At 56.5% G+C, this 23296-nt stretch carries 21 protein-coding genes; all 21 read right to left on the bottom strand.

The genetic code is table 11. The features are described from left to right. Positions 1-14 precede the first annotated feature (14 nt). Positions 15-1631: an NAD+ synthase gene (locus tag LZ012_RS08950; RefSeq protein WP_275709870.1), complete on the bottom strand. Its 1617-nt coding sequence runs from the start codon at positions 1629-1631 to the stop codon at positions 15-17. A gap of 9 nt (positions 1632-1640) precedes the next feature. Further along, entirely contained in the window at positions 1641-2177 is a 537-nt protein-coding gene (gene ppa / locus LZ012_RS08945) for an inorganic diphosphatase (protein WP_275709868.1), read from the bottom strand. A 62-nt stretch (positions 2178-2239) separates the two neighbouring features. Further along, entirely contained in the window at positions 2240-3025 is a 786-nt protein-coding gene (locus tag LZ012_RS08940) for a 3'-5' exonuclease (protein WP_275709866.1), read from the bottom strand. Next, a complete protein-coding gene (gene cysM, locus LZ012_RS08935; protein ID WP_275709864.1) occupies positions 3022-3921 on the bottom strand; it encodes a cysteine synthase CysM in 900 nt (299 codons plus the stop codon). Before cysM ends, LZ012_RS08940 begins: the two co-directional genes overlap by 4 nt. After that, a complete protein-coding gene (gene rfaD, locus LZ012_RS08930; RefSeq protein ID WP_275709862.1) occupies positions 3914-4912 on the bottom strand; it encodes an ADP-glyceromanno-heptose 6-epimerase in 999 nt (332 codons plus the stop codon). Before rfaD ends, cysM begins: the two co-directional genes overlap by 8 nt. 10 nt (positions 4913-4922) lie before the next feature. Further along, entirely contained in the window at positions 4923-5846 is a 924-nt protein-coding gene (rfaE1, locus tag LZ012_RS08925; RefSeq protein ID WP_275709860.1) for a D-glycero-beta-D-manno-heptose-7-phosphate kinase, read from the bottom strand. A gap of 12 nt (positions 5847-5858) precedes the next feature. After that, positions 5859-7178 carry a UDP-glucose dehydrogenase family protein gene (locus LZ012_RS08920; RefSeq protein ID WP_275709858.1) on the bottom strand — a complete coding sequence of 440 codons (1320 nt, stop codon included), beginning with the start codon at positions 7176-7178 and terminating at the stop codon, positions 5859-5861. A gap of 8 nt (positions 7179-7186) precedes the next feature. Then, a complete protein-coding gene (gene lapB / locus LZ012_RS08915; protein WP_275709856.1) occupies positions 7187-8359 on the bottom strand; it encodes a lipopolysaccharide assembly protein LapB in 1173 nt (390 codons plus the stop codon). After that, the gene (locus LZ012_RS08910) at positions 8356-8637 is read right to left on the bottom strand and encodes a LapA family protein (RefSeq protein WP_275709854.1); all 282 of its coding nucleotides are present in this window, start codon (positions 8635-8637) and stop codon (positions 8356-8358) included. The genes lapB and LZ012_RS08910 overlap by 4 nt, the downstream gene beginning before the upstream one ends. A gap of 70 nt (positions 8638-8707) precedes the next feature. Then, positions 8708-8992 carry an integration host factor subunit beta gene (locus tag LZ012_RS08905; RefSeq protein ID WP_150430159.1) on the bottom strand — a complete coding sequence of 95 codons (285 nt, stop codon included), beginning with the start codon at positions 8990-8992 and terminating at the stop codon, positions 8708-8710. A gap of 12 nt (positions 8993-9004) precedes the next feature. Continuing rightward, positions 9005-10684, bottom strand: coding sequence for a 30S ribosomal protein S1 (gene rpsA / locus LZ012_RS08900; RefSeq protein ID WP_275709852.1), 1680 nt, complete (start codon positions 10682-10684; stop codon positions 9005-9007). 100 nt (positions 10685-10784) lie between these two features. Continuing rightward, positions 10785-12716 carry a bifunctional 3-phosphoshikimate 1-carboxyvinyltransferase/cytidylate kinase gene (locus tag LZ012_RS08895; RefSeq protein ID WP_275709850.1) on the bottom strand — a complete coding sequence of 644 codons (1932 nt, stop codon included), beginning with the start codon at positions 12714-12716 and terminating at the stop codon, positions 10785-10787. 68 nt (positions 12717-12784) lie between these two features. Then, complete coding sequence (locus tag LZ012_RS08890; RefSeq protein ID WP_275709848.1) at positions 12785-14617, bottom strand: polysaccharide biosynthesis protein; 1833 nt, start codon at positions 14615-14617, stop codon at positions 12785-12787. A 46-nt stretch (positions 14618-14663) separates the two neighbouring features. After that, complete coding sequence (locus tag LZ012_RS08885; RefSeq protein ID WP_275709846.1) at positions 14664-15839, bottom strand: DegT/DnrJ/EryC1/StrS family aminotransferase; 1176 nt, start codon at positions 15837-15839, stop codon at positions 14664-14666. Between the two features lie 4 nt (positions 15840-15843). Continuing rightward, positions 15844-16503 (bottom strand): acetyltransferase, encoded by a 660-nt coding sequence (locus LZ012_RS08880; RefSeq protein WP_275709844.1) that lies wholly within the window; start codon positions 16501-16503, stop codon positions 15844-15846. Continuing rightward, positions 16500-17108 carry a sugar transferase gene (locus LZ012_RS08875; protein ID WP_275709842.1) on the bottom strand — a complete coding sequence of 203 codons (609 nt, stop codon included), beginning with the start codon at positions 17106-17108 and terminating at the stop codon, positions 16500-16502. The genes LZ012_RS08880 and LZ012_RS08875 overlap by 4 nt, the downstream gene beginning before the upstream one ends. Next, complete coding sequence (locus LZ012_RS08870; RefSeq protein WP_275709840.1) at positions 17105-18220, bottom strand: glycosyltransferase family 4 protein; 1116 nt, start codon at positions 18218-18220, stop codon at positions 17105-17107. Before LZ012_RS08870 ends, LZ012_RS08875 begins: the two co-directional genes overlap by 4 nt. 144 nt (positions 18221-18364) lie before the next feature. Continuing rightward, positions 18365-20320 (bottom strand): asparagine synthase (glutamine-hydrolyzing), encoded by a 1956-nt coding sequence (gene asnB / locus LZ012_RS08865; protein WP_275709838.1) that lies wholly within the window; start codon positions 20318-20320, stop codon positions 18365-18367. Continuing rightward, positions 20308-21447, bottom strand: coding sequence for a glycosyltransferase (locus tag LZ012_RS08860; RefSeq protein ID WP_275711752.1), 1140 nt, complete (start codon positions 21445-21447; stop codon positions 20308-20310). Before LZ012_RS08860 ends, asnB begins: the two co-directional genes overlap by 13 nt. A 12-nt stretch (positions 21448-21459) precedes the next feature. Continuing rightward, a complete protein-coding gene (locus LZ012_RS08855) occupies positions 21460-22578 on the bottom strand; it encodes a glycosyltransferase family 4 protein (RefSeq protein WP_275709836.1) in 1119 nt (372 codons plus the stop codon). Positions 22579-22597: 19 nt separating this feature from the next. Continuing rightward, positions 22598-23293, bottom strand: coding sequence for a class I SAM-dependent methyltransferase (locus LZ012_RS08850; protein ID WP_275709834.1), 696 nt, complete (start codon positions 23291-23293; stop codon positions 22598-22600). Between the last annotated feature and the right edge of the window lie 3 nt (positions 23294-23296).

The following is a 23296-nucleotide window of genomic DNA, read 5'->3' as shown; positions in this document are numbered from 1 at the left end:
CTCTCTACAAGTTCTTAAAATTCGTCGACATAACGGTTGGTAATAGGATACCGCCAATCCTTGCCAAAGCCACGCGGCGTGATGCGGATGCCGACCGGCGCCTGACGGCGCTTGTACTCGGCAATGCGCAGCAGGCGGACGACGCGGCGAACGTCGGCCTCGGGCAGTCCGGCAGCGATGATTTCCCGCGGGCTGCGATCCTCTTCCATGTAGGCGCGGACAATGGCATCCAGTACTTCGTATTCAGGCAACGAATCCTGGTCCTTCTGGTCCGGCTTCAGCTCGGCGGACGGCGGCCGGACGATGATGTTTTCCGGAATCACCGGGTCGCCCTGGCACAGCGTATTGCGGTAGCGCGACAGGCGATAGACCAGGGTCTTGTAAACATCCTTGATCACCGCGAAGCCGCCGGCCATGTCGCCGTACAGCGTGCAGTAGCCAACCGCCATTTCCGACTTGTTGCCGGTGGTCAGCACCAGCTTGCCGGTCTTGTTGGAGAGTGCCATCAGGATGTTGCCGCGGATGCGGGCCTGGATATTCTCTTCGGTCGTATCGGCCGGCAGACCGGCGAACAGTGGATCGAGCATGGCCGCGTAGGTTTCCATGGCCGGCGCAATGGCGATTTCGTCGTATGAACAGCCCAGCTGGCGGATCATCTCGCGCGAGTCGTCGAGGCTCATCTGTGCCGTGTAGGGCGACGGCATCATGACGGCATGCACCTTGTCGGCGCCCAGCGCATCAACGGCGACGCACAGGGTCAGGGCTGAGTCGATGCCGCCGGACAGACCGATGATCGCACCCTTGAAGCCGGTCTTGCCGATGTAGTCGCGCACTCCGAGAACCAGCGCGTTGTAGGCCTCGGCCTCGAGCGGCAATTCGTGGCACAGGTCGTCCGAAGTCAGGCGCCCGGCCTCGAAATCTGCAATGCCGAGCGCTTCCTCGAACTGAGGCAAACGCATACAAACCTTTTTACCAGCATCGAGAGCGAAGGAGTCGCCGTCGAAAACCAGTTCATCCTGACCACCGACCAGATTGCAATAGATAGCCGGGATACCGGTCGCCTCGACCCTGTCGGCCAGCACCTGGACCCGCTCCTGCGTCTTGTCTAGGTGGCACGGCGAGGCATTGAGGACGAGCAGCAGTTCGGCACCAGCCTGCCGGGAAAGCTCGGCAGCGCCCTCTTCCCAGATGTCGGCACAGATGTTGATGCCGCAGCGCACGCCGTTCAGCGTGACGACGCAGGGTTCGCTACCCGGCTCGAAATAGCGCTTCTCGTCGAAAACTTCGTAGTTCGGCAGGCGCATCTTGCGATAGGTCGCGGTGCGCTGGCCGTTTTCAATGATGGTTGCCGCGTTGTGGCAGGTGCCGTCGTGTTCTTCCGGGTGCCCGACGATGACGGCAATGCCGTCGATGCGGGAAGCCAGGTCGTCGAGAGCCCGGTTGCACGCCCGGTAAAAATCCGGGCGCAGCAACAGGTCTTCCGGCGGATAGCCGCACAACGCCAGCTCCGGCGTCAGCAGCACATGGGCGCCGCGGGCCTTGGCCGCGGCGGCGCACTGGATGATGCGTTCGACGTTGCCCGTCAGGTCACCGACGGTAGCGTTGAACTGGGCAACGGCGATACGCAGCATGGGCAACGCTTACTTGGCCTGAGCCTCGTAACGGGCAACGCCTTCCATGATTTCCTTGTGGGCGGCTTCGATGCCTTGCCAGCCCAGCACCTTGACCCATTTGCCCTTTTCCAGATCCTTGTAGTGCTCGAAGAAGTGGCTGATCTGGTCGCGCAGGATCTGCGGAACGTCTTCAAAGGTCTTGACGTCGTTGTAGGTCTGGATCAGCTTCGGCACCGGCACGGCCAGCAGCTTGGCATCCTGGCCGCCTTCGTCTTCCATGGCCAGCATACCGATGGCGCGGCAACGGACGACGACGCCCGGCGGCAGGCCAAACGGGGCGACGACCAGCACGTCGACCGGGTCGCCATCACCGGCGATGGTGTTGTTGATGTAGCCATAGTTGCACGGATAGTGCATGGCCGTTCCCATGAAGCGGTCGACGAAGATGGCGCCGGATTCCTTGTCCACTTCGTACTTGATCGGATCGGAATGCGCGGTGATTTCAATGATGACGTTGAAATCGTCGGGGAGGGACTTGCCGGAAGGAACGTTGTTAAGTGCCATGTTTTATCTCTCTGCGTTCAGGTTTTGAGAACTTGCGATTATAACGCCGCCCCGGGCCGACATCAGCCCCAGGCGGCGAGAAACTCCTGCCAGTGCGGCGCACCGATCTTGGCCAGTTGTGCCTTGACGAACTCGCCTTCGGCCACTTCCTCCTCGGCGGTTAGTTCGCCACGCAGGCGCCGGAAGCGGTTATAGACCAGGTAGGTATTGATGACATCGGTTTCGCAATAGTCGCGAATATCGGCAATCAGTCCAGCCTGCCAGGCCTCCCACACCTTGCCGCCATCCATGCCGAGCTTGCCGGGAAAGCCGAACAGCTTGGCCAGATCGTCGAGCGGCGCATTGGCGCGGCCGTTGTACAGCGCCAGCAGGTCCATCAGGTCGAGGTGACGGGTGTGGTAGCGGCTGATGTAGTTGTTCCACTTGAAGTCACGGGAATCGGCATAGTCGCCGTCGCCCATGTCCCAGTAGCGCGGCGCCGACACGCCGTGCAGCATGCCGCGGTAGTGCAGCACCGGCAGGTCGAAGCCGCCGCCGTTCCACGACACGATCTGCGGCGTGAATTTCTCGATGCCGTCGAAGAAGCGCTGGATGATGGCGCCCTCGCTGAGGTCGGGCTCGGACAGAGACCAGACCTTCAGCCCTTCGCTGGTGCGCAGCACGCATGAGATTGTTACCACCCGCTGCAGATGCAGTTGCAGGAAATCGTTGCCGGTGCGGGCACGGCGTTGCTGAAAGGCGAGTTCGGCAACCTCATCGTCCGACAGTTCGCCTGGCAGGTCGTTGAGCCGGCGCAGGCCGGGCACATCGGGAATGGTCTCGATATCGAAGACGAGAACCGGTTTCATGCCGGGAAAACACCTGTCGACAGGTAACGGTCGCCGCGGTCGCAAATGATCGACACGATCACCGCATTATCCAGCTGCTGCGACAGGCGCAGCGCCACGGCCAGCGCGCCGCCCGAGGAAATGCCGGCGAAGATCCCCTCATCCATGGCCAGACGGCGGGTCATCGCCTCGGCATCGGCCTGGCTGACATATTCGATGCGGTCGACATTGGTCTTGTCGTAAATCTTCGGCAGGTAGGCTTCCGGCCACTTGCGGATGCCGGGAATCTGGCTGCCTTCTTCCGGCTGGCAGCCGACGATCTGGATGGCCGGATTCTTTTCCTTCAGGAAGCGGCTGGTGCCCATGATGGTGCCGGTCGTTCCCATGCTGGAAACGAAATGGGTGATCTTGCCTTCGGTATCGCGCCAGATTTCCGGGCCGGTGCCTTCGTAGTGAGCCAGCGGATTGTCCGGGTTACCGAACTGGTCGAGGATGATGCCCTGGCCTTCATTGCGCATTTTCTCGGCAACGTCGCGGCACAGTTCCATGCCGCCATCCTTGGGCGTCAGCACCAACTCGGCGCCAAAAGCGCGCATGCTCTGGCGGCGTTCGACGCTCTGGTTCTCGGGCATGACCAGGATCATCCGGTAGCCCTTCATCGCTGCCGCCATGGCCAGTGCGATGCCGGTATTGCCGGAGGTCGCTTCGATTAGCGTATCGCCCGGCTTGATGTCGCCGCGTGCCTCGGCGCGCATGATCATCGACAGAGCCGGCCGGTCCTTCACCGAACCGGCCGGGTTGTTGCCTTCCAGCTTGGCCAGGATGACGTTGCCGCGCCGCTCGTTGTCGGAGCCGGGAATGCGCACCAGACGGACCAACGGCGTGTTTCCGACAAAATCCTGCAGGGTTTTATACATTGCGATGCAGCCACTCGATATATTGTGAGACGCCTTCCTCCACCGTGGCCATCGGGGCTTCGTAGCCGGCTTCGCGCAGTTTGGTCAGATCACCCTGCGTGAAGGCCTGGTACTTGCCCTTCAGCGCTTCAGGGAAAGCAATGTATTCGAGCAAACCCTGTGCCCGCAGTTCCGCCAGCGACAACGGGGGCTCGCCCTTGGCCTTACGGCAGCCATTGGCGGCAGCGACGGCGACGTCGTTGAAGCTCTGCGCCCGACCGGAGCCGAGGTTGAAAATACCGGACTTCTCAGGGTGATCGAGGAAGAACAGATTGACCTTGGCAACATCGCCGACGAAGACGAAATCGCGCATCTGGCCACCGTTCTCGTAGCCGTGCGAGCCTTCGAACAGCTTGACCTTGCCTTCGGCCTTGAACTGGTTGTAGTTGTGGAAGGCGACCGAAGCCATGCGCCCCTTGTGCGTCTCACGCGGACCATAGACGTTGAAGTAGCGGAAGCCGACGATCTGCGACGACGGGTTCTTTTCCAGGCGCTGACGGACGATCTGGTCGAACAGGAACTTGGAATAGCCGTAGACGTTGAGCGGACCTTCGTACTGGCGCTCCTCCTTGAACACGTTGCTGGCGCCGTAGGTGGCGGCCGACGAGGCGTACAGGAACTGCACGTCCTGGTCTTGGCACCAGTCGAGCAGGATCAGCGAATAGCGGTAGTTATTCTCCATCATGTAGCGACCGTCGGTCTCCATGGTGTCGGAGCAGGCGCCTTCATGCAGGATGGCCTCGATTTCGCCGTCGTAATGGCCGGCCTGGATGCGCTCGATGAAATCGTGCTTGTCGAGATAATCGGCGATTTCGCAGTCGATCAGGTTCTTGAACTTGTCGGCCTTGGTGAGGTTGTCGACCGCGATGATATTGGTGATGCCGCGCTCGTTCAGGGCCTTGACGATATTGGAGCCGATAAAGCCGGCTGCGCCGGTAACGACGTAGTACATGGAATTCTCCTTACAGGGCGGCGATGAGTTCCTGGCGGGTAACGACCGCCGTACCCAGTTTGCCGACAACGATGCCGGCTGCGATGTTGGCGACCCGGATGGCTTCGCCCCAGGCGGCGCCGGCGGCCAGCATGACGGCCAGCGTGGCGATGACGGTATCGCCGGCACCCGACACGTCGAACACCTCGCGCGCCAGGGCCGGTTGATGATGGACTTCGTCGGCGAACAGGGTCATGCCCTCCTCGCTACGGGTGACGAGCAAGGCTTCCAGCCCCAGTTCGCCGCGCAGCTTGCGCGCCTTGGCGGCGAGTTCTTCCTCGCTCTTCCAGCTGCCGACCACCTGCTTCAGTTCCGAGCGGTTCGGCGTGATCACCGTGGCCCCGGCGTACTTGCCCCACTCGTCGCCCTTGGGATCGACCAGCACCAGCTTGTCGGCGGCGCGGGCGATGCGGATCATGTCGGAAATGTGCGTCAGGCCGCCCTTGCCGTAGTCGGACAGGATGATCACGTCGGCATCGGCCACCCGGCGCTCGAAATCGGCCAGCTTGGCCTGCAGGATTTCGTGCGACGGCGGCGTTTCGAAATCGATGCGCAGCAACTGCTGCTGGCGCCCGATGACGCGCAGCTTGACGATGGTGTCGATATCCTTGTCGACATGCAGGCCGGCATCGATCTGCCCGTCTTCGAGCAGCCGCCCCAGGGAACGGCCGGCGTCGTCGTCGCCGACGACCGACAGCAGCGCAGTAGTGGCGCCGAGCGAGGCGGCATTGCGCGCCACGTTGGCGGCGCCGCCCAGGCGTTCTTCCTGGCGCTCGACCTTGACCACCGGCACCGGCGCTTCCGGCGAAATCCGGCTGACGTCGCCGAACCAGTAGCGGTCCAGCATCACATCGCCAACGACCAGCAGGCGAACCTGCGAAACCTTTTCCAGCATGTTGTCCGTCTCTCAGCGTCCGATGGCGAAATAGTCGATGCCCGAATTGCGCACGAACTTCGGGTCGTACAGGTTGCGGCCATCGAAAATGACCGGGTTCTTCAGCGTCGCCTTGATCGCTTCGAAATCCGGGCTGCGGAATTCCTTCCATTCGGTCACGATGACCAGCGCATCGGCCCCTTCCAGCGCGCCCATCGGGCTGTCGGCGTATTTCAGACGCGACTCGTCACCGAAGATGCGTTGCGTCTCGTGCATGGCGACCGGATCGTAGGCCGAGACGGTGGCACCAGCGGCGAACAGGTCGGCGATCAGCTCGCGGCTCGGCGCTTCGCGCATGTCGTCGGTATTCGGCTTGAAAGCCAGGCCCCACAAGGCGAAGTGCTTGCCCTTGAGGTCGCCGAAACGGGATTTGATCTTGCCGGTCAGCACGTGCTTCTGCGCGTCGTTGGCTTCCTCGACGGCGGTCAGCACCTTGAGGCTGATGTCGGCATCGTCCTGGGCGGTCTTGATCAGCGCCTTGACGTCCTTGGGGAAGCAGGAGCCGCCGTAGCCGCAGCCCGGGTACAGGAAGTGGTAGCCGATGCGCGGATCGGAACCGATACCCTGGCGAACCATTTCGATGTCGGCACCGAGCACTTCAGCCAGGTTGGCCAGTTCGTTCATGAAGCTGATACGCGTCGCCAGCATGGCGTTGGCGGCGTACTTGGTCAGCTCGGCGCTCTTGATATCGGTGACGATCAGGCGCTCATGGTTGCGTTGGAACGGCGCATACAGGGCACGCATCAGATGGATAGCCTGCTCGTCCTCGGCACCGACGACGATGCGGTCGGGACGCATGAAGTCTTCGACAGCAGCCCCTTCTTTGAGGAACTCCGGATTCGACACGACGCTGTACGGCGTGTTGACGCCACGCTTCTGCAGCTCGTCGGCAATGGCGGCGTGCACCTTGGCACCGGTGCCGACCGGCACCGTGCTCTTGTCGACGACGACCTTGTAGTCGGTCATCAGGCGGCCGATGTTGCGGGCGGCGCCCAGCACATACTGCAGGTCGGCCGAACCGTCTTCATCGGGCGGGGTGCCGACCGCGATGAACTGGACGGTGCCATGCTGGACGGCCTTTTCGATATCGGTCGTAAAATGCAGGCGGCCGGCCGCAACGTTGCGGCGAACCATGTCCTGCAAGCCCGGTTCGTAGATCGGGATGCCGCCTTCCTCGAGGATGCGGATCTTTTCCGGATCGACGTCCAGACACAGGACATCGTTGCCCACTTCGGCCAGACAGGTACCACTGACCAGACCGACATAACCGGTACCGACAACAGTAATTTTCATAAGACTTCCTACAGGGATTGATCGAATTCTTCGCCGCGGCGCGGCGGATAGGTTTCCCAGCCGCCACAGGCCGGACAGCGCCAATAGAACTGGCGCGCCTTGAAACCGCAATTATCGCACCGATAGCGCGACAGACGCTTGGTATAGCCCTGGACAATGGTCTTGGCCAGTTCGACGTCCGGCCTGACTTCCGGCGCCGCCAGCGGCAGGCGTGCGCTCATCAGTTTCTCGAGGCCGAGCAGGGTCGGATTGCGCTGCAGTTCAGCCCGTACTAGGCGATAGGCCGCTTCGGTCCCTTCGCTTTCCAACACCAGCTGATAGACCACCTCGAGGAGGTCGAGCGACGGATAGCGCTCCAGGTAACCGCTCAACAGGGCGATGCCTTCGGCTACACGCTCCAGCTTGCGATAGGTTTCCAGCAAGCGCTGGGCGACCAGTGCCAAGTAGGCCGGATCCTGCTGCTCGATGCGCTGCCAGGCCTCGATCGCCTCCAGCGGCTTACCTTCCTGCAGCAGCAAATCGCCTTGCAACAGGCTGGCCCGTACGCACTTGCGATTTTCCTGCATGGCGACATCGAGGTACTGGCGCGCCTCATCGGGACGCGAACGCATGATTTCGTTGGCCGCCAACTCGCAGTAATACTCCGCGATTTCGCGATGCGAGGCGACATCCGGCAACTCGCGGGCGATCTCGACGGCTTTCAGCCACTCCTTCTCGACTTGATAGATTTCCAGCAGGTTGCGCTTGGCCTCTTCTTCGAACGAAGAACCCAACAGCCGGTTGAAGATTTCCTCGGCGCGGTCGAGCAAGCCTGCCTTCAGGTAATCCTGACCCAGCTCGGACAGGGCCTGCAGGCGGACCTTGTCATCGAGATCAGGCAGGTCGATCAGGTTCTGGTGCATGCGGATGGCACGTTCGGTTTCGCCGCGCCGCCGAAAGAGATTGCCCAGCGCAAAATGCAGTTCGACGGTTTGCGAATCGACCTTGGCAACTTCCAGGAAGGAGTCGATCGCCTTGTCCGGCTGTTCGTTGAGCAGGAAATTCAAGCCCTGGAAATACGAACGCGGCAATGTCCGGGATTCATGCACCACCTGGCGCATATCGACGCGGGCAGCTGCCCAACCGAGGCCAAAAAAGACCGGAATAAGCAAAAGCTGCCAGTAATCGACAATTTCGCTCATACGGCAGGCGGCACTTCGACGTTCGCTACGGGCGCCTTACGCGTCGCTTCTTTCTTCAGGCGCGAGATTTCGCGCCGCTGCCGGAAGAGCACGCCGAGCAGCGACAGCGCCCCGAGGATTACGCCGCCGACAAAGAAAGCGAGCAAGGCGAGAATCAGCGGAGCCTGCCAGATTTTGCCGGGCAGCAGCCTCAGGCTGACCGGATCGGTGTTCTGGGCGGCAAAAACCACCAGCAACACGAAAATGATGAGCCGCAGGGCCCAAGTCAATGCTGTCATGACATTCAATAAAAAGGGGCAGTGAAATCATTCACCGCCCCGAATCTACCACATTGAGCCAAGCCCGGCGTCAGATCATCTGATCGACCCGTTCGCGCAACTCTTTTCCGGCCTTGAAATGGGGAACCCATTTGGCCGGAACGCTGACCTTCTCCCCCGATTTGGGGTTGCGTCCAACACGCGGCGGCCGGTAGTTGAGCGCAAAACTGCCGAATCCACGGATCTCGATCCGATCCCCACGCACCAGCGCTTCGGACATCGCATCGAGAATCATCTTGACCGCGAAATCAGCATCCTTCGCTACCAGCTGCGGAAAACGCTCCGCGAGCCGGGCGATGAGCTCGGATTTGGTCATGCTAGTGCCTTATCAGCCTTGTTGGTTGAGCTTGGCCTTCAGCAGGGCACCCAGGTTGGTCGTACCGGAAGCAGCGGAGGCAGAGTCAGAAGCCAGCTTCTGCATTGCTTCGTGCTGTTCGGCATTGTCCTTGGCCTTGATGGACAGGTTGATACCACGGGTCTTGCGATCCACGTTGATGATCATGGCTTCAACTTCATCGCCCACCTTCAGGTGTTGCGACAGGTCGTCGATACGATCACGCGAGAACTCGGAAGCACGCAGGTAACCTTCGTTCTCACCATCCAGGGTCAGCACGGCGCCGCGGGCATCCACCGTCTTGACGGTAGCGCGCACGATGCTGTTCTTCTCGTGGGTAGCGATGAAGTTGGTGTACGGGTCGCCTTCGAGCTGCTTGATACCCAGGGAGATACGCTCCTTCTCGACGTCGATGCCGAGCACGACTGCCTCGACTTCGTCGCCCTTCTTGAAGTTGCGGATGGCTTCTTCACCGGTCGCCGACCAGGACAGGTCGGACAGGTGAACCAGACCATCGATGCCGCCAGGCAGGCCGATGAAGATACCGAAGTCGGTGATCGACTTGATGGCACCACGGACCTTGTCGCCCTTCTTGTGGTTCATGGCGAAGTCGTCCCACGGATTCGGCAGGCACTGCTTCATGCCCAGGGAGATACGACGACGCTCTTCGTCGATTTCCAGGATCATGACTTCAACTTCGTCACCCAGGGAAACAACCTTGGACGGATGAACGTTCTTGTTGGTCCAGTCCATTTCGGAAACGTGCACCAGGCCTTCGATGCCTTGTTCGATTTCGACGAAGGAACCGTAGTCGGTCAGGTTGGTGACCTTACCGAACAGGCGGGTGCCGGCCGGGTAACGGCGGGCGATACCAACCCACGGATCGTCGCCCAGTTGCTTCATACCCAGGGAGACGCGGTTCTTCTCGGCGTCGAACTTGAGGATCTTGGCGGTAACTTCGTCACCAACGTTGAGCACTTCGCTCGGGTGACGGACACGGCGCCAGGCCAGGTCGGTGATGTGCAGCAGGCCATCGATGCCGCCCAGGTCGACGAATGCGCCGTAGTCGGTGATGTTCTTGACGATACCCTTGACGGTGGTGCCCTCCTTGAGGTTCTCGAGGAGCTTTTCGCGATCCTTGTCAGCGGTGGCTTCGAGCACGGCACGGCGGGACATCACGACGTTGTTGCGCTTGCGATCCAGCTTGATGACCTTGAATTCGAGGGTCTTGCCTTCGTACGGGGTGGTGTCCTTGACCGGACGCATGTCGACCAGGGAACCCGGCAGGAACGCACGGACGCCGTTGGACATGACGGTGAGGCCGCCCTTGACCTTGCCGGTGATGGTGCCGGTGACCAGGGTGTTGTCGTTCAGGGCCTGCTCCAGGAAGTTCCAGGCGGCGATGCGCTTGGCGCGATCGCGCGACAGGCGCGTGGCGCCGTAGCCGTCTTCCAGCATTTCGATGGCAACTTGAACGAAGTCGCCTTCCTTGACTTCGATCTCGCCCTGATCATTCAGGAATTCTTCGAGCGGAACATAGGATTCCGATTTCAGGCCGGCATTGACCACGACGAAGTTGTGATCGATGGCCACCACTTCGGCAGTGATGACTTCGCCTTGACGCATTTCCTGGCGAGCCAGGGATTCTTCAAAAAGTTGAGCAAAAGATTCCATTACGGACAGACTTTCATGCCACGAATCGAGCCAGGATCGGTACGAAAAGCAGCGGGTTGAGGTTAATAAAATGCGCCGACCATTGCAGCCGGCAACACCGTTACAGCGACACTTCCCTGCTCCACGCCAGCACCTGATTCACCGCCTGTTCGATGGTGAGATGCGTGGTGTCGAGCAGCCTTGCATCAGCCTCCTGCCTGAGCGGCGCCACGCTGCGCTGCGAATCGCGCGCGTCACGTTGCTGCAGATCAGCTAGAAGGTCCGGGAGATTAGCAGAGAATCCTTTTTCGATCAACTGCTTATAGCGCCGTTCAGCGCGCGCTTCGGCGCTTGCCGTCAGGAAGACCTTGAGCGGTGCTTTCGGGAAGATCACCGAGCCCATATCCCGCCCGTCGCCCACCAAGCCGGGCAGCGTATTGAAGGCTCGCTGACGGAACAGCAGAGCCTCGCGCACGGCCGGCAGGGCGGCTACTTTCGAGGCTCCGGCCGACATTTCCTCGGTACGGATGGCATCGCCAACCAGGGTACCGTTGAGGCGGATGTCGTTCCCGGAAAACTCGACGTCGAGCACCGCTGCCAGTTTGGCAACGCTGCTTTCGTCAGCCCAATCGACGCCGGCCTGCTTCGCGGCCAGGGCCGTCAGGCGGTACAGGGCGCCAGAATCCAGATAGGCGTAGCCCAGCGCCTGGGCAACACGCCCCGCCACGGTTCCTTTACCGGAAGCCGACGGTCCGTCGATGGCGATCACCGGGGCCGCCTTCGTCACCGCAGCGAAACGCTCAAAATAATCCGGGAATGTCTTGGCAACGCACTTCGGATCATTGATGCGCAACGGCGTACCGAATGCGGCCAACGAGAAGCACATCGCCATGCGATGATCGTCGTAGGTGTCGATGGCGGCCGGATGCAGGGCGGCTGGCGTCACGCGAATATAGTCCGCCCCCTCTTCGACTTCGGCGCCCAGCTTACGCAATTCGATCGCCATCGCTGCGATGCGGTCGGTTTCCTTGACCCGCCAGCTGGCGATATTGCGCAAGGTCGTCGTACCTTTGGCGAACAAGGCCGCCGTGGCCAGGGTCATCGCCGCATCAGGAATGTGGTTGCAATCGAGATCGACGGCGACCAGCCCGCCCTCCGGCGCCCGCGCCTCCATCCAGTTTGGCCCCATCTCGATATGGGCACCCATTTTGGCCAGCGCCTCGGCGAATTTGACGTCGCCCTGGATCGAATCCTGACCGACGCCTTCGACGCGTACCGGCCCGCCGCCAATGGCACCGAGGGCAAGAAAATAGGAAGCGGACGATGCATCACCCTCGACATAGATCGTTCCCGGCGAAACGTAGCGGCTGCCCGCCATGATCGTGAAACGCTGCCAACCGTCGCGTTCGACGATGACGCCGAAGCGGGCCATGGTGGCCAGCGTGATCTCGATGTAGGGCTTGGAAATCAGTTCGCCGACTACTTCGACGACCACCGTTTCCCCGGTCAATGGCAAGGCCATCAGCAGACCGGTCAGAAACTGGCTGGAGACATCGCCACGCACCTGGACCACGCCACCCGGCTGGATTGTAGCGGGCATCAGATGCAGCGGCGGATAGCCCTCATTGCCGAGATAGGTGATGTCCGCCCCCAGCTGGCGCAAGCCATCGACCAGATCGCCAATCGGGCGCTCGTGCATGCGGGCAACCCCCTTCAGCGTGTAATCGCCACCGGCCAGCGCCAAAGCCGCAGTCAGCGGACGAAAAGCCGTACCGGCGTTGCCGAGGAAGAGTTCTGCCTGTTTGACGGGGAACTGCCCGCCGCCCCCGGTGATTCGCCAGTTCTCCCCTCCGAGATGGGCAACCCCGAGGCCCAGCGCCTTGAGTGCATCGAGCATGCGCTCGGTGTCGTCGGAAGCCAGCAGGTCGCGAACATCAGTCACCCCATCAGACAGGGCAGCCAGTAACAGAACGCGATTGGAAATACTCTTCGAGCCGGGCAGGCGAACGCTGCCGCCGGCAGAAGACAACTGGGGAAGATCGAGAAAATCCATGTCCGGATAACCGCTGAAAAACCGTGAAGTTTACCCGGGTCCGGCCAAGTCAGAAACCCGCCACTTCCTCAGTTGCTCAAATCGGCGACATATTCCGGCACATATTTCTTCAAACCGGACTTCACCTCAGGCGATGGACGAATCGACGAGTGCAGCCAGCCCAGCAGTTCCTCGTACTCGGAACCCGGCAATTCATCCGAAAGCCGCGCTATCCGCAGCTTGGGATGAGGTGTCTGCAGCGTAGCCTCATCGTCAGCCAGCAACTCTTCGTAGAGTTTCTCGCCCGGCCGCAGACCGGTGAATTCGATTTTCACCTCGTCCTCCGAAAATCCTGAAAGGCGGATCATGTCGCGTGCCAGATCGACAATCCGGACCGGATCGCCCATTTCCAGAACAAAAATCTCGCCGCCCTGCCCCATCAGGCCAGCCTGCAGCACCAATTGAGCAGCCTCCGGAATGGTCATGAAATAACGGACGATCTCCGGATGTGTCACGGTCACCGGGCCGCCCTGGGCAATCTGCTCGCGGAATTTCGGGATGACGCTACCGTTGCTGCCCAGCACGTTGCCAAAACGGACAATCACAAAACGCGTCACGCCCCGATTGTTGACGGCCAGGCAAAGCCGTTCGGCCAGCCGCTTGGTGGCGCCCATGACATTGGTCGGATTGACCGCCTTGTCCGTGGAGATCAGCACGAATTTGCGAACCTGCGCCTCCTGGGCCGCCCTGGCTACGGTGAGCGTACCCAAGGCATTGGTACGCACGGCCTGCCAAGCATTGACGCTTTCCATTAGGGGCACATGCTTGTAGGCAGCGGCATGGAAAACGACAACCGGCTGTTCTTGGGCAAAAATCTCCCCAACCCGCTCCTTGTCACGGACATCGGCAGCCCATGACCGGCAATGCAGCGATGTATGGCTGACACTCAACTCCTCCCCTATGGTGTATAGCGCAAATTCGGAAGAATCGACCAACACCAGTCGCGACGGCTTGAAACGGGCAATCTGACGACAAAGCTCGGAACCGATGGAACCACCGGCCCCGGTCACCAGAACCACATTACCCCCCAGCAACTCATGTACGCCGTTATCGTCCAGCGACACCGCTTCGCGGCCCAGCAGGTCTTCCAGTTCGACTTTGCGGATGCTGGATACCGACAGCCGTCCGGACAGCAGGTCGTCGTACGAGGGGACGGTCATGACGGTCAGTCCTGCCATTGAAGCGAGTTCCGCAGCCCGACGGCGTTCTGCAGAACGAGAGTCCGGCATGGCAATAATGGCATGTTTAGCCCCCAATCTATCTGCAACAGCACCCATTTCCTCAATGGGTGAAAAGATGGGCAAGCCCCTCAAACGTCGCCCTGACTTTCCCGGATTACCATCCAAGATCGCTACCGCATACCACTGCCCACTCCTATTTATTTCTCTAAGCAAAGAGTCGGCCGCTTCACCAGCACCAACGATCAATACAGGCTGACCTCGCAGCTTTGCCGGGCCATACAAGCGATGCTCTTTCCAGCTACGATACGCAAAGCGGCTTCCCCCCATAACCAAGATCAGCAGCAAGGGATGGAGTACCAAAACCGACCGAGGAATCGACCCCAAGTGGAAAAACGCGACAGCAGCTGTCGTAAGCAAAGCACCAACCGCTACTGCCGCGATAAGGTGCTGAAGATCTGCAATACTCGCGAAACGCCACAAGCCGCGATACAGACCGAAAACATAAAAACTACAGGCGAACAGTGGCAAGACCCACACTAGCGCATCCAGCGAAATAATTAGAAAAGTCGCTGGAATATCGAAATTGAAACGTAGCGCAAAAGCCAGCATCCATGCAATCAGGGCAGCGACCATATCGTGCACCAATGCTGCCAATATTCGAGGATTTACCTTCAGGCTCATAAACCAATGGAAAACTGCAACTAAGGTAGGAAAATTCAGGACGAAATCAGATCACGGCCCGATGCATAACTTTCGAAAGTACGGAGCAAGTCTTATCTATTTCGTCAGGAAGTAATGTAGGGTGAACCAGAAACATCAGACTGTTTTCCCCCAAAGCACGAGCATTCGGCAAACGATCTGCAGGGCGCCACCCCGTGTTGTCAAATGCACGCTCAAGATATACCTCGGAACATGACCCCGAATAACAAGGAACACCTTCAGCAACAATTTCATTGATGATCCTGTCCCGGCACCATCCATGATGTAGGACTTCCGGCTCTATATAGAGGTAACACTTGTAGGCCCCGTGTTCGATCTCTTCTGGCAACAGTGGCACCCGGACCCCTTTCAATTGGCTCGCACAAGCCCATATTCTTTTCGCATTTGTAAGACGAGCGGTGTGCCACTCCTCCATTCGTTGCAACTGAATCCTTCCAATTGCTGCCTGTACCTCAAGCATTCGAAAATTCGTACCGATTGTCTCGTGAAGCCATCGAAACCCTGGTGGATGCTGGCGTTCATATACAGCTTCCCAACTTTTACCATGATCCTTGAACGCCCACATCTTGGACCACAAAGCCCGATCGTTTGTGGTAACCATCCCTCCTTCACCGCCAGTTGTCATAATCTTGTCCTGGCAGAACGACCAAGCGCCTACGTGTCCAATGCTGCCAACGCTACGCCCCCGGTAACGAGCGCCATGGGCTTGCGCACAGTCCTCAATAACCTTTAACCCGTATTTATCAGCCAACGACATGATTGAATCCATATCGCACGGCCATCCCGCAAGGTGTACGCAAATCACAGCCTTTGTCTTCTGCGTCAAAACAGCTTCAACAGAGCGCCCTGAAAGGTTACCGCTATCCATGTCCACATCTGCAAAGACCGGTGTAGCCCCTGCATTTACCACACATGAGATGGAGGCAATAAAAGTGCGCGGTGTCACGACCACCTCATCACCAGGACCAATATCAATAGCCTTGAGCGCCAGATCCAATGCCAGCGTGCCATTTGCCAAGGCAATCCCGTACCTCACTCCGCTCCACGCCGCAAACTCTTTCTCAAATTTCCGGCACTCCTCCCCAGTCCAGTAATTGACCCGATTTGACAAGATGACGTCACGGGCCGCGTTGGCTTCTTCCTCGGTGAAATTCGGCCATGAAGAAAACGGCGTATTTAGCATTACATCAATCCTTAGTCAGTGGCCTTGCCGGGTTACCAACCACAGTCACTCCTGGCGCTACATCTTTCGTTACCACTGCCCCCATACCTATCGTTGCCCCCCTACCAATAACCAGCGGCCTCCCTAGCTTGCCTTGCTTAATGAGCGCACCTGCACCAATATAGGCATGATCCTCTATAACGATATTTCCGTTGCACCTTACTGAAGGTGCAAACGTAACGAAGTCGCCGATCACACAATCATGCTCGACATAGCTGTATAAATTGGCATGAAAATACCGACCAATACGAATATTGGATGTTAGCGTGACAAAGGGACAGAGAATTGCCCCTTCGCCGACTTGAACGTCATCCATAACAATGGCATTGACCGCAGTTACGGACCATGGGCGCACCCCATTCGCAGCACAACGCCAAGCCAGACGTTCCCTGATTGCACTATTCGCGACAGCCAACGCGACATACCGTTCGCTCGCAGAAATTTCGAGGTAGTCCTGATAACTGATAACACGGTGACCATTCACAACTGGCACCTCGGGATTGTCGTCAACAAATACAAGTCGATCAGGGGGAAGCCCCGTTTGCCGCAATTGCTCACGCGCCAGCGGCATCACACCCCGGCCGCAGCCACTTGCACCAAACACAGCATACAAAGGTTGAATCATCTCTTTTCTCTAGATTTTGAGCCGGTGAATTTGGGCATCGTCGCCTCTCCCGCTGCACTAATCCCCTCTCGGGCAAATACCTTCTTCACAGTAAGTAATAGTATTTTCAAATCCAGCCAAAGGGAGCGGTGTTCGACGTACCATACATCCAGCCTGAACTTATCTTCCCAACTTAGGGCATTGCGGCCGTTCACCTGAGCCCAACCGGTAACTCCCGGCCGCACTTCATGCCGTCGAGCCTGCTCGGGAGAATAAAGAGAAAGATATTCCATCAGCAACGGACGAGGTCCGACCAGGCTCATCTCCCCTTTCAATACGTTCCACAGTTCCGGCAACTCATCAAGGCTTGTTGAACGCAAAAAGTTCCCAAATGCCGTCAGCCGCTCGGCATCGTGTAACTGACGACCATCTTCCCCCTGCACATCCCGCATCGTACGGAACTTGATCAGCTGAAATTGATGCCCATGCCAACCGGGTCGAATCTGACGGAAAAGTACAGGCGAACCGAGATTGCGACGCACTTGCCAAGCAATGACCAGCAACAGCGGCAGAAAAACAAGTAAAGCAATAAGCGCCACGAGAAAATCAAACATGCGCTTAGTCATGCAATACCCATCTCAGCAAGCATTGCAGCATTAACTTTATTCACATCAAATTTTTCGCAAGCAATCTCTCGTGAGCGCTTTCCCATAGCCAGCGCTAACTTAGGCTCAAGAATAAATCTCTCCATGGCAGAAACTAATCCATCCACTGACTTTACCGGGACCAAAAAACCATTCTCTCCTTCAGCTACCGTTTCCCGACACCCCGGTGCATCTGTCGTGACGATAGCTCGACCCATTGCCATAGCTTCGAGCACCGTACGCGGCGTTCCCTCACGGTAGGACGGCAAGACATACACTCCCGCCTCTGCAATGGCTGGCCGTACATCATTCATCCGCCCCAAGTACGTCAAAGTACCTGCAGCCACCCACTGCTCCAGTTCCTCTTTTCGAATGGCATCAGGATTGTCATCAATCCAGCCAACCAAAACAAATTTCGAGCCAGGGTATTTACTCTTGAGAATTGCTGCGGCACCCGCATATTCACGCACCCCCTTATCGCCCAACAGGCGTGCAATCAACAAAAAATTTGGCTGCGCGGATGGGGTAACCACCGAAAATTCGGCTATATCAATACCTGAACCATTTACCACAACTGATTTTTGCTCGCCAGCCAGAATCCTTCGGGCGCGGAAAAGCGCCTCGTCGTCAGGATTCTGAAAGAATACATGGTTCACACAACGCAAGGCTTGCCTATACATACCTTCCACGACAAGTCGTAGTAAGCGACGCTGGCCTTCACCCTGGAACGCATACCCAAGTCCAGTAATGAGAGCAAAGCGTCTAGGAACCCTTGTCAGAAATGCAGCAATCGATCCATAAATCACCGGCTTAACGGTATATGACATCACATAGTCCGGAGATATATCGCACATGAGGCATAACAAACCCCATAGTGCATAAAAGTCGGCAAATGGATTCATTCCAGTACGGCGTAAAGGAATATCGTGTACGACAACCCCAAGTTCCATCAATCTGGAGCCTACAGGGGAATTGGATGTCAGCTGAGGAGCAGCAACATGGACTTCGAGCCCCTTTTTTTGAAGCGACAGAATCAATGGGCCTCTAAATTGAAGTATCGATTCTGCGAAACCTGCTATAAGAAGGAACTTCATTCGGCACTCAATCCATGCCCAAAATCGGAGGGCATTTCAACAATAAGGTATTCAGTTAGGTTTTCTGGGGCAATGCTCAACCCACGCTCAGCAGACTGGCATAAAGAAGCCTTTGCACGCCACTAACAACAAACAGCAAAATTCTTACTGCCGTTCCAGCCAAGCCTGGAACATCAAGACATCCCACAAGTGGTACGACCAATTGCGCCTCCCAGAAAGATGCTCCTCCCAGCGCTCCCTCACAGCGGCATGGGAGAAATATCCTTCTCTGCGTAAGCGCCCTTCATCAAGAAGAGATTCTGCCCAGTCACGTAACGAACCACGTAACCAGCTATCAATCGGGATACCAAAACCCATTTTGGGTCTATCGATCAGCGCTTGCGGCACGTGTCTGTATAGCACTTGGCGTAACGCCCACTTACCAACACCCTCACGTAATTTCATAGACTGAGGTAAGCGCCAAGCAAACTCAACCACACGATGATCCAGAAAGGGGACTCTACCTTCTAGCGAAACTCCCATTCCAGCCCGATCCACCTTTGTCAAGATATCGTCTGGCAAATAGCTCAACGCGTCGAGCACCATCATCTTTTGGATATCGTCCAGCCCACTGACGTCAGGTACGTTTCCCTGTAAAAATGTTGGGGGTTCTTCAGTATTCAGCACGACATCTGAAGGCAACCAATGGGTTACCAGTCCAAGATACAACTGCTCCAGTTGTGGGGACTCCAATACACCAGCCCCTTTGTGCAACTTATCGCCTATGTTTGTTTGCCGCAGAGAACGAGGCAACAAAGTTTCGACTGGCCGAAGCAAAGTATTCCAAGCACTAGGAGAGAGCGCCTTGATCATCCCAACCGCTCCGCGTCGTGCAATTCTAGGCAAACGAGACAACGTTCCCCAAAGACGATTCCCTAGAACATAACGGTTGTATCCAGCAAAAAGCTCGTCCCCTGCATCACCAGAAAGAGAAACAGTAACGTGGCGACGTGCCAACTGGGAGACTAGGAAAGTCGGCACCTGCGACGAGTCAGCAAAAGGCTCGCAATAGAGTTCAGGCAACCGCGGAATGACCTCAAGCGCCTGTGCGGGAGTGACGTACAACTCGGTATGCTCAGTACCAAGGTGTTGTGCTACCGCTTTAGCATGAACAGCCTCGTTGTACCCTCCCTCGTCAAAGCCGATAGTAAATGTCTTAACTGGCCGCACGGACTGAGCCTGCATCAATGCAACAACAGTGGATGAATCAATACCTCCTGAAAGAAATGCACCAAGCGGAACGTCTGCCACCATCTGTTGGCGAACGGCAGACCTCAGCAACCGCTCCAATTCGTCTACAGCATCCTCTGGCGTCCCTACGAAAGGACAGCGAGCCCCTGTGCGCGCCACTTCGGCCAGTGACCAGTAGGGTTGCACTACCGGCTCCACAGCGTTATTCCCGAGCGTTATCAGCGTACCGGGTAATAGCTTACGCACGCCGCGAAAGATGGAATATGGGGCCGGAATGTAGTTATGCCGCATGTAGAGCGCCAGGGCGCCCCTGTCAATTTCAGCATCAAAGGCTGGGTGGGCACGCAATGCCTTTAATTCGGAGCCAAAGAGAAACACCGATCGGTTTGCCACCCAACCGTAGTAAAGAGGTTTCTCGCCCAAGCGGTCACGAGCTAGCGTTAGGGTACGAGTAACCTTATCCCAAAGCGCAAACGCAAACATTCCGATGCAACGCTCTAGCGTTTGGCGAATCCCCCAACTTTCGCATCCAGCAAGAATTGTCTCAGTATCTGAATGCCCTCTCCATGCGGGGGCCATCCCATTTGCACCTAGTTCGTCCCGAAGCATTTGATGGTTGTATATCTCACCATTAAAGGCGATGACGAAACGACCAGATGCCGACTCCATTGGTTGGTGGCCTGCTTCTGAAAGGTCTAAGATGGACAAGCGGCGATGCGCAAGCCCAATACCCGACGAAGAATCGAACCAAATACCTTGGTCATCCGGGCCCCGACTTAGTATCGTTTCCGCCATACGAGTAAGGACTGCATGGCTGTCTACCGAAATGGAGCGGCTCGAAGCGGAAAAGAAGCCTGTTAAACCGCACATCGATTGATCTCCGGACACAGCGATTCAAAATAAGATTCATAGCGACGCGTAACGCTGCCAATCTCGTAGTTAGCACTTACGCGCAAACGGGCTATCTCGCCTCGTTCCGAGCGCTCACCCGGGGAAAGAGCAAGTAGCCGAACTATGCCGTCAGCCAGCCCCGCCATATCGCCATTTGGAGCTACCACCCCAGTTTGGCCAACAATCTCAGCACAATCACCAACATCCGTTACCACGCATAGAACTCCACAAGCCATTGCCTCGCCAAGAACATTCGGAAATGCCTCTCCAACTGACGAAGAGGCAAGCACATCAAAGCTGGCCATCAGGCGAGGAATATCCGTTCGCCGCCCCAGTAGATGGCAACGCTCTCGCAAACCACGTTTTTCGATAGCATCCGTTAGTACGCTGTTGGACCAGTCCACATTTTGGCCAACTAGCACAAAATGAACGTCCGGCTCACATTGAAGAATGTGCTCCACTGCCTCCAAAAATCCGAGATGGTTTTTGATTGGATCGTAACGCGCCACCAAACCGACAATTTTATGCCTAGACAATAAACCCAACTCAGATCTAACTGATGCCCGCGCGGAAGCATCCGGACAAAACTGGGATAAGTCGAAACCGTTCGGAACTACAGCAAATTTATCGGCCCGATAACCGATAGCTATATGAGCGCTGCGAGCCTGTTCCGAACAGGTGACAATCTTTTTGGGTAGCCAATTCGAAAGGAAAGCGCAAGCCCGAATTACCGTGCGAGTAGATAACTTTGTAACCTCTCGGGAAAAATTAGTATTCCGGATACCCCAAGATATCGCCTTTACTCCCGCAAATCTTGCTGCCAACCCACCAAGAAGATCGGCATGGTACATCCAACACTGAACAACATCGGGGTTTAATCTATGTATTACATGAGCCAGTTTTAGGAAAATCACGGGATTTGGTAAACCCGGACTCATCTGCATTGCATGCACCTGAATATCAAGAGCAGCAATTCGGGAACCATATTCCCCCTCTGATGTTAACGAAACAACGAAAGGAACAAAGCGCGACCTATCTACATGGCATAGCAACTTATACAACATGCCTTCAGCACCACCTGTGGCCAACCCGGTGATTATGAACACAATACGCAAAATCTACCTCTTGGATGTGACCAAAACTAGTCGATGAAACAATGCCAACCACTGCTCAGAAATTCTCTCAAGTTTGAAGGCCCCCTGAACCTCAGTCGCGGCTTCTCCTAAACGGACGCGTAGACCTGAGTCACCCATCAACCTATCAAGAGCACCTAACAGAGCTGTTTCGTCACCCACTGGCTTCACCAATAAGCCATTAATCTCATCAATAATTAAATCGCGAGGCCCAGTATCGCAATCAAAACTTACGACAGGGCAACCATATGCCATTGCTTCCAGAAGGGTATTCGGAAATCCCTCAAAGCGCGAACTCATGACATATATATCAGCAGACTGATACCAGGAACCAACATTACCAACTCGTCCAGGGAAAAAAACCCGGTTATCCAAGCCGAGACTCAATACAAGCTTGGCCAGAGAATCGTGCTCATGGCCCTCACCTAAAATAATGAGCACCCAATCCGGAAACTTATCTGCCAATCGAGCAAAGGCCGAGATCAAACATTTGAATTGTTTTTGGGGATCCAAGCGTCCAACAGCAAGCAGCATCTTTCTACCTGGGGGAATGTATTTTTCAACCGCGACCTCAGGCTCAGAAAAAATCAATGGAAAATCAATGGGATTCTGAATTATGACACCTTCTGCACGGGGAATAGATGCTCTCAACCAACCAAGAGTCTCCCGACTTTGTACCACAACCTGCTTGGCAAGCGGATAGGTAATCCGCCTCAACAGCCCCCAAAACCAACCAATTGGCATCTGTGGAGGATGAATTCGCTCAGAGACAACCACAGGAATATTTAAACCGAAAGATGCCAAAATAGCAGCCACATTTACGTTTGGAAGAAATGAAACAACAATGTCTGGCTTACAGCCAATAATAAATCGACGTAATGCGATAAAACGCCGTAGGTAAATAAATGGTCCTTCCACAACTAGATCGCTGAGATAAACCATTTTGACGCCTGATTCAATCACATAGTGGCACTCACCGCGCCCAGAATAGGTGGCCACTAGAGTTACGTGATGGCCCTGCTTGCTCCAGTTATTGACCAGATTTGCAGCTACTCTCTCGGCGCCACCAGTATGCATGGTGCTAACCATGAAAACAATATTCACGCCTCCCACTCCAATGCCACTAGCGTTTTACTTTTCTCTTATAGGCAATTGCGACCAGATGTGGATCCGCAATCCCTTCACCTGCCTTAGCCATTAGCCAACGGAATATGGATTTCAGCAAATTTTTCACCCCGGAACGTTGCCAGTCTAAGAAGGTAGTTACATATAGATTTTTAACTTCAAAACCATTGCCTGTTAGCAATACCCGCATACCCTCTTTATCAAAACTCTGAACGTGACCATAGCGATGAAAGACGGAACCACAATCAGGACAAACTGCTCGATTACCATCAAGAATTTCTCGGTAAGGAGTGGAGGCCAGCAGAAATCCGCCAGGTCTTAAGACACGACCAACCTCACTCAAAGCAGCAGCAAGTGTCGAATCATTAAGATGCTCAAGTACCTCAGACATTACAACAACATCAAAAGTATCTGACGAGAAAGGAATATCTTGCGCCAATCCGCACTTAGCCCGTTCCCCCGCAGCACACTGCTTACGCAAGCGCTCAATTGCACCCTCGCTGGGATCAAGCGAATACATACAAACACCTTTTTTCGCACCAAGGCGCTCTAGACTGCCATTCCCAACACCGATATTGAGAACATTTTGTCCGGAAGCAAGGTACTTCAACATAAAGCGCTGTCTTGCTTCAGGAAAACTATCCTCAGCCACCCCTTCACTCTGAAGATAATCCCATATTTTCTTTTGCTGCATTTG

Source organism: Dechloromonas hankyongensis (assembly GCF_022012295.1).
Classification (GTDB): Bacteria; Pseudomonadota; Gammaproteobacteria; order Burkholderiales; family Rhodocyclaceae; genus Azonexus; species Azonexus hankyongensis.
The sequence above is the reverse complement of the archived record's forward strand: the minus strand, read 5'-3'. Positions and strand labels throughout refer to the sequence as shown.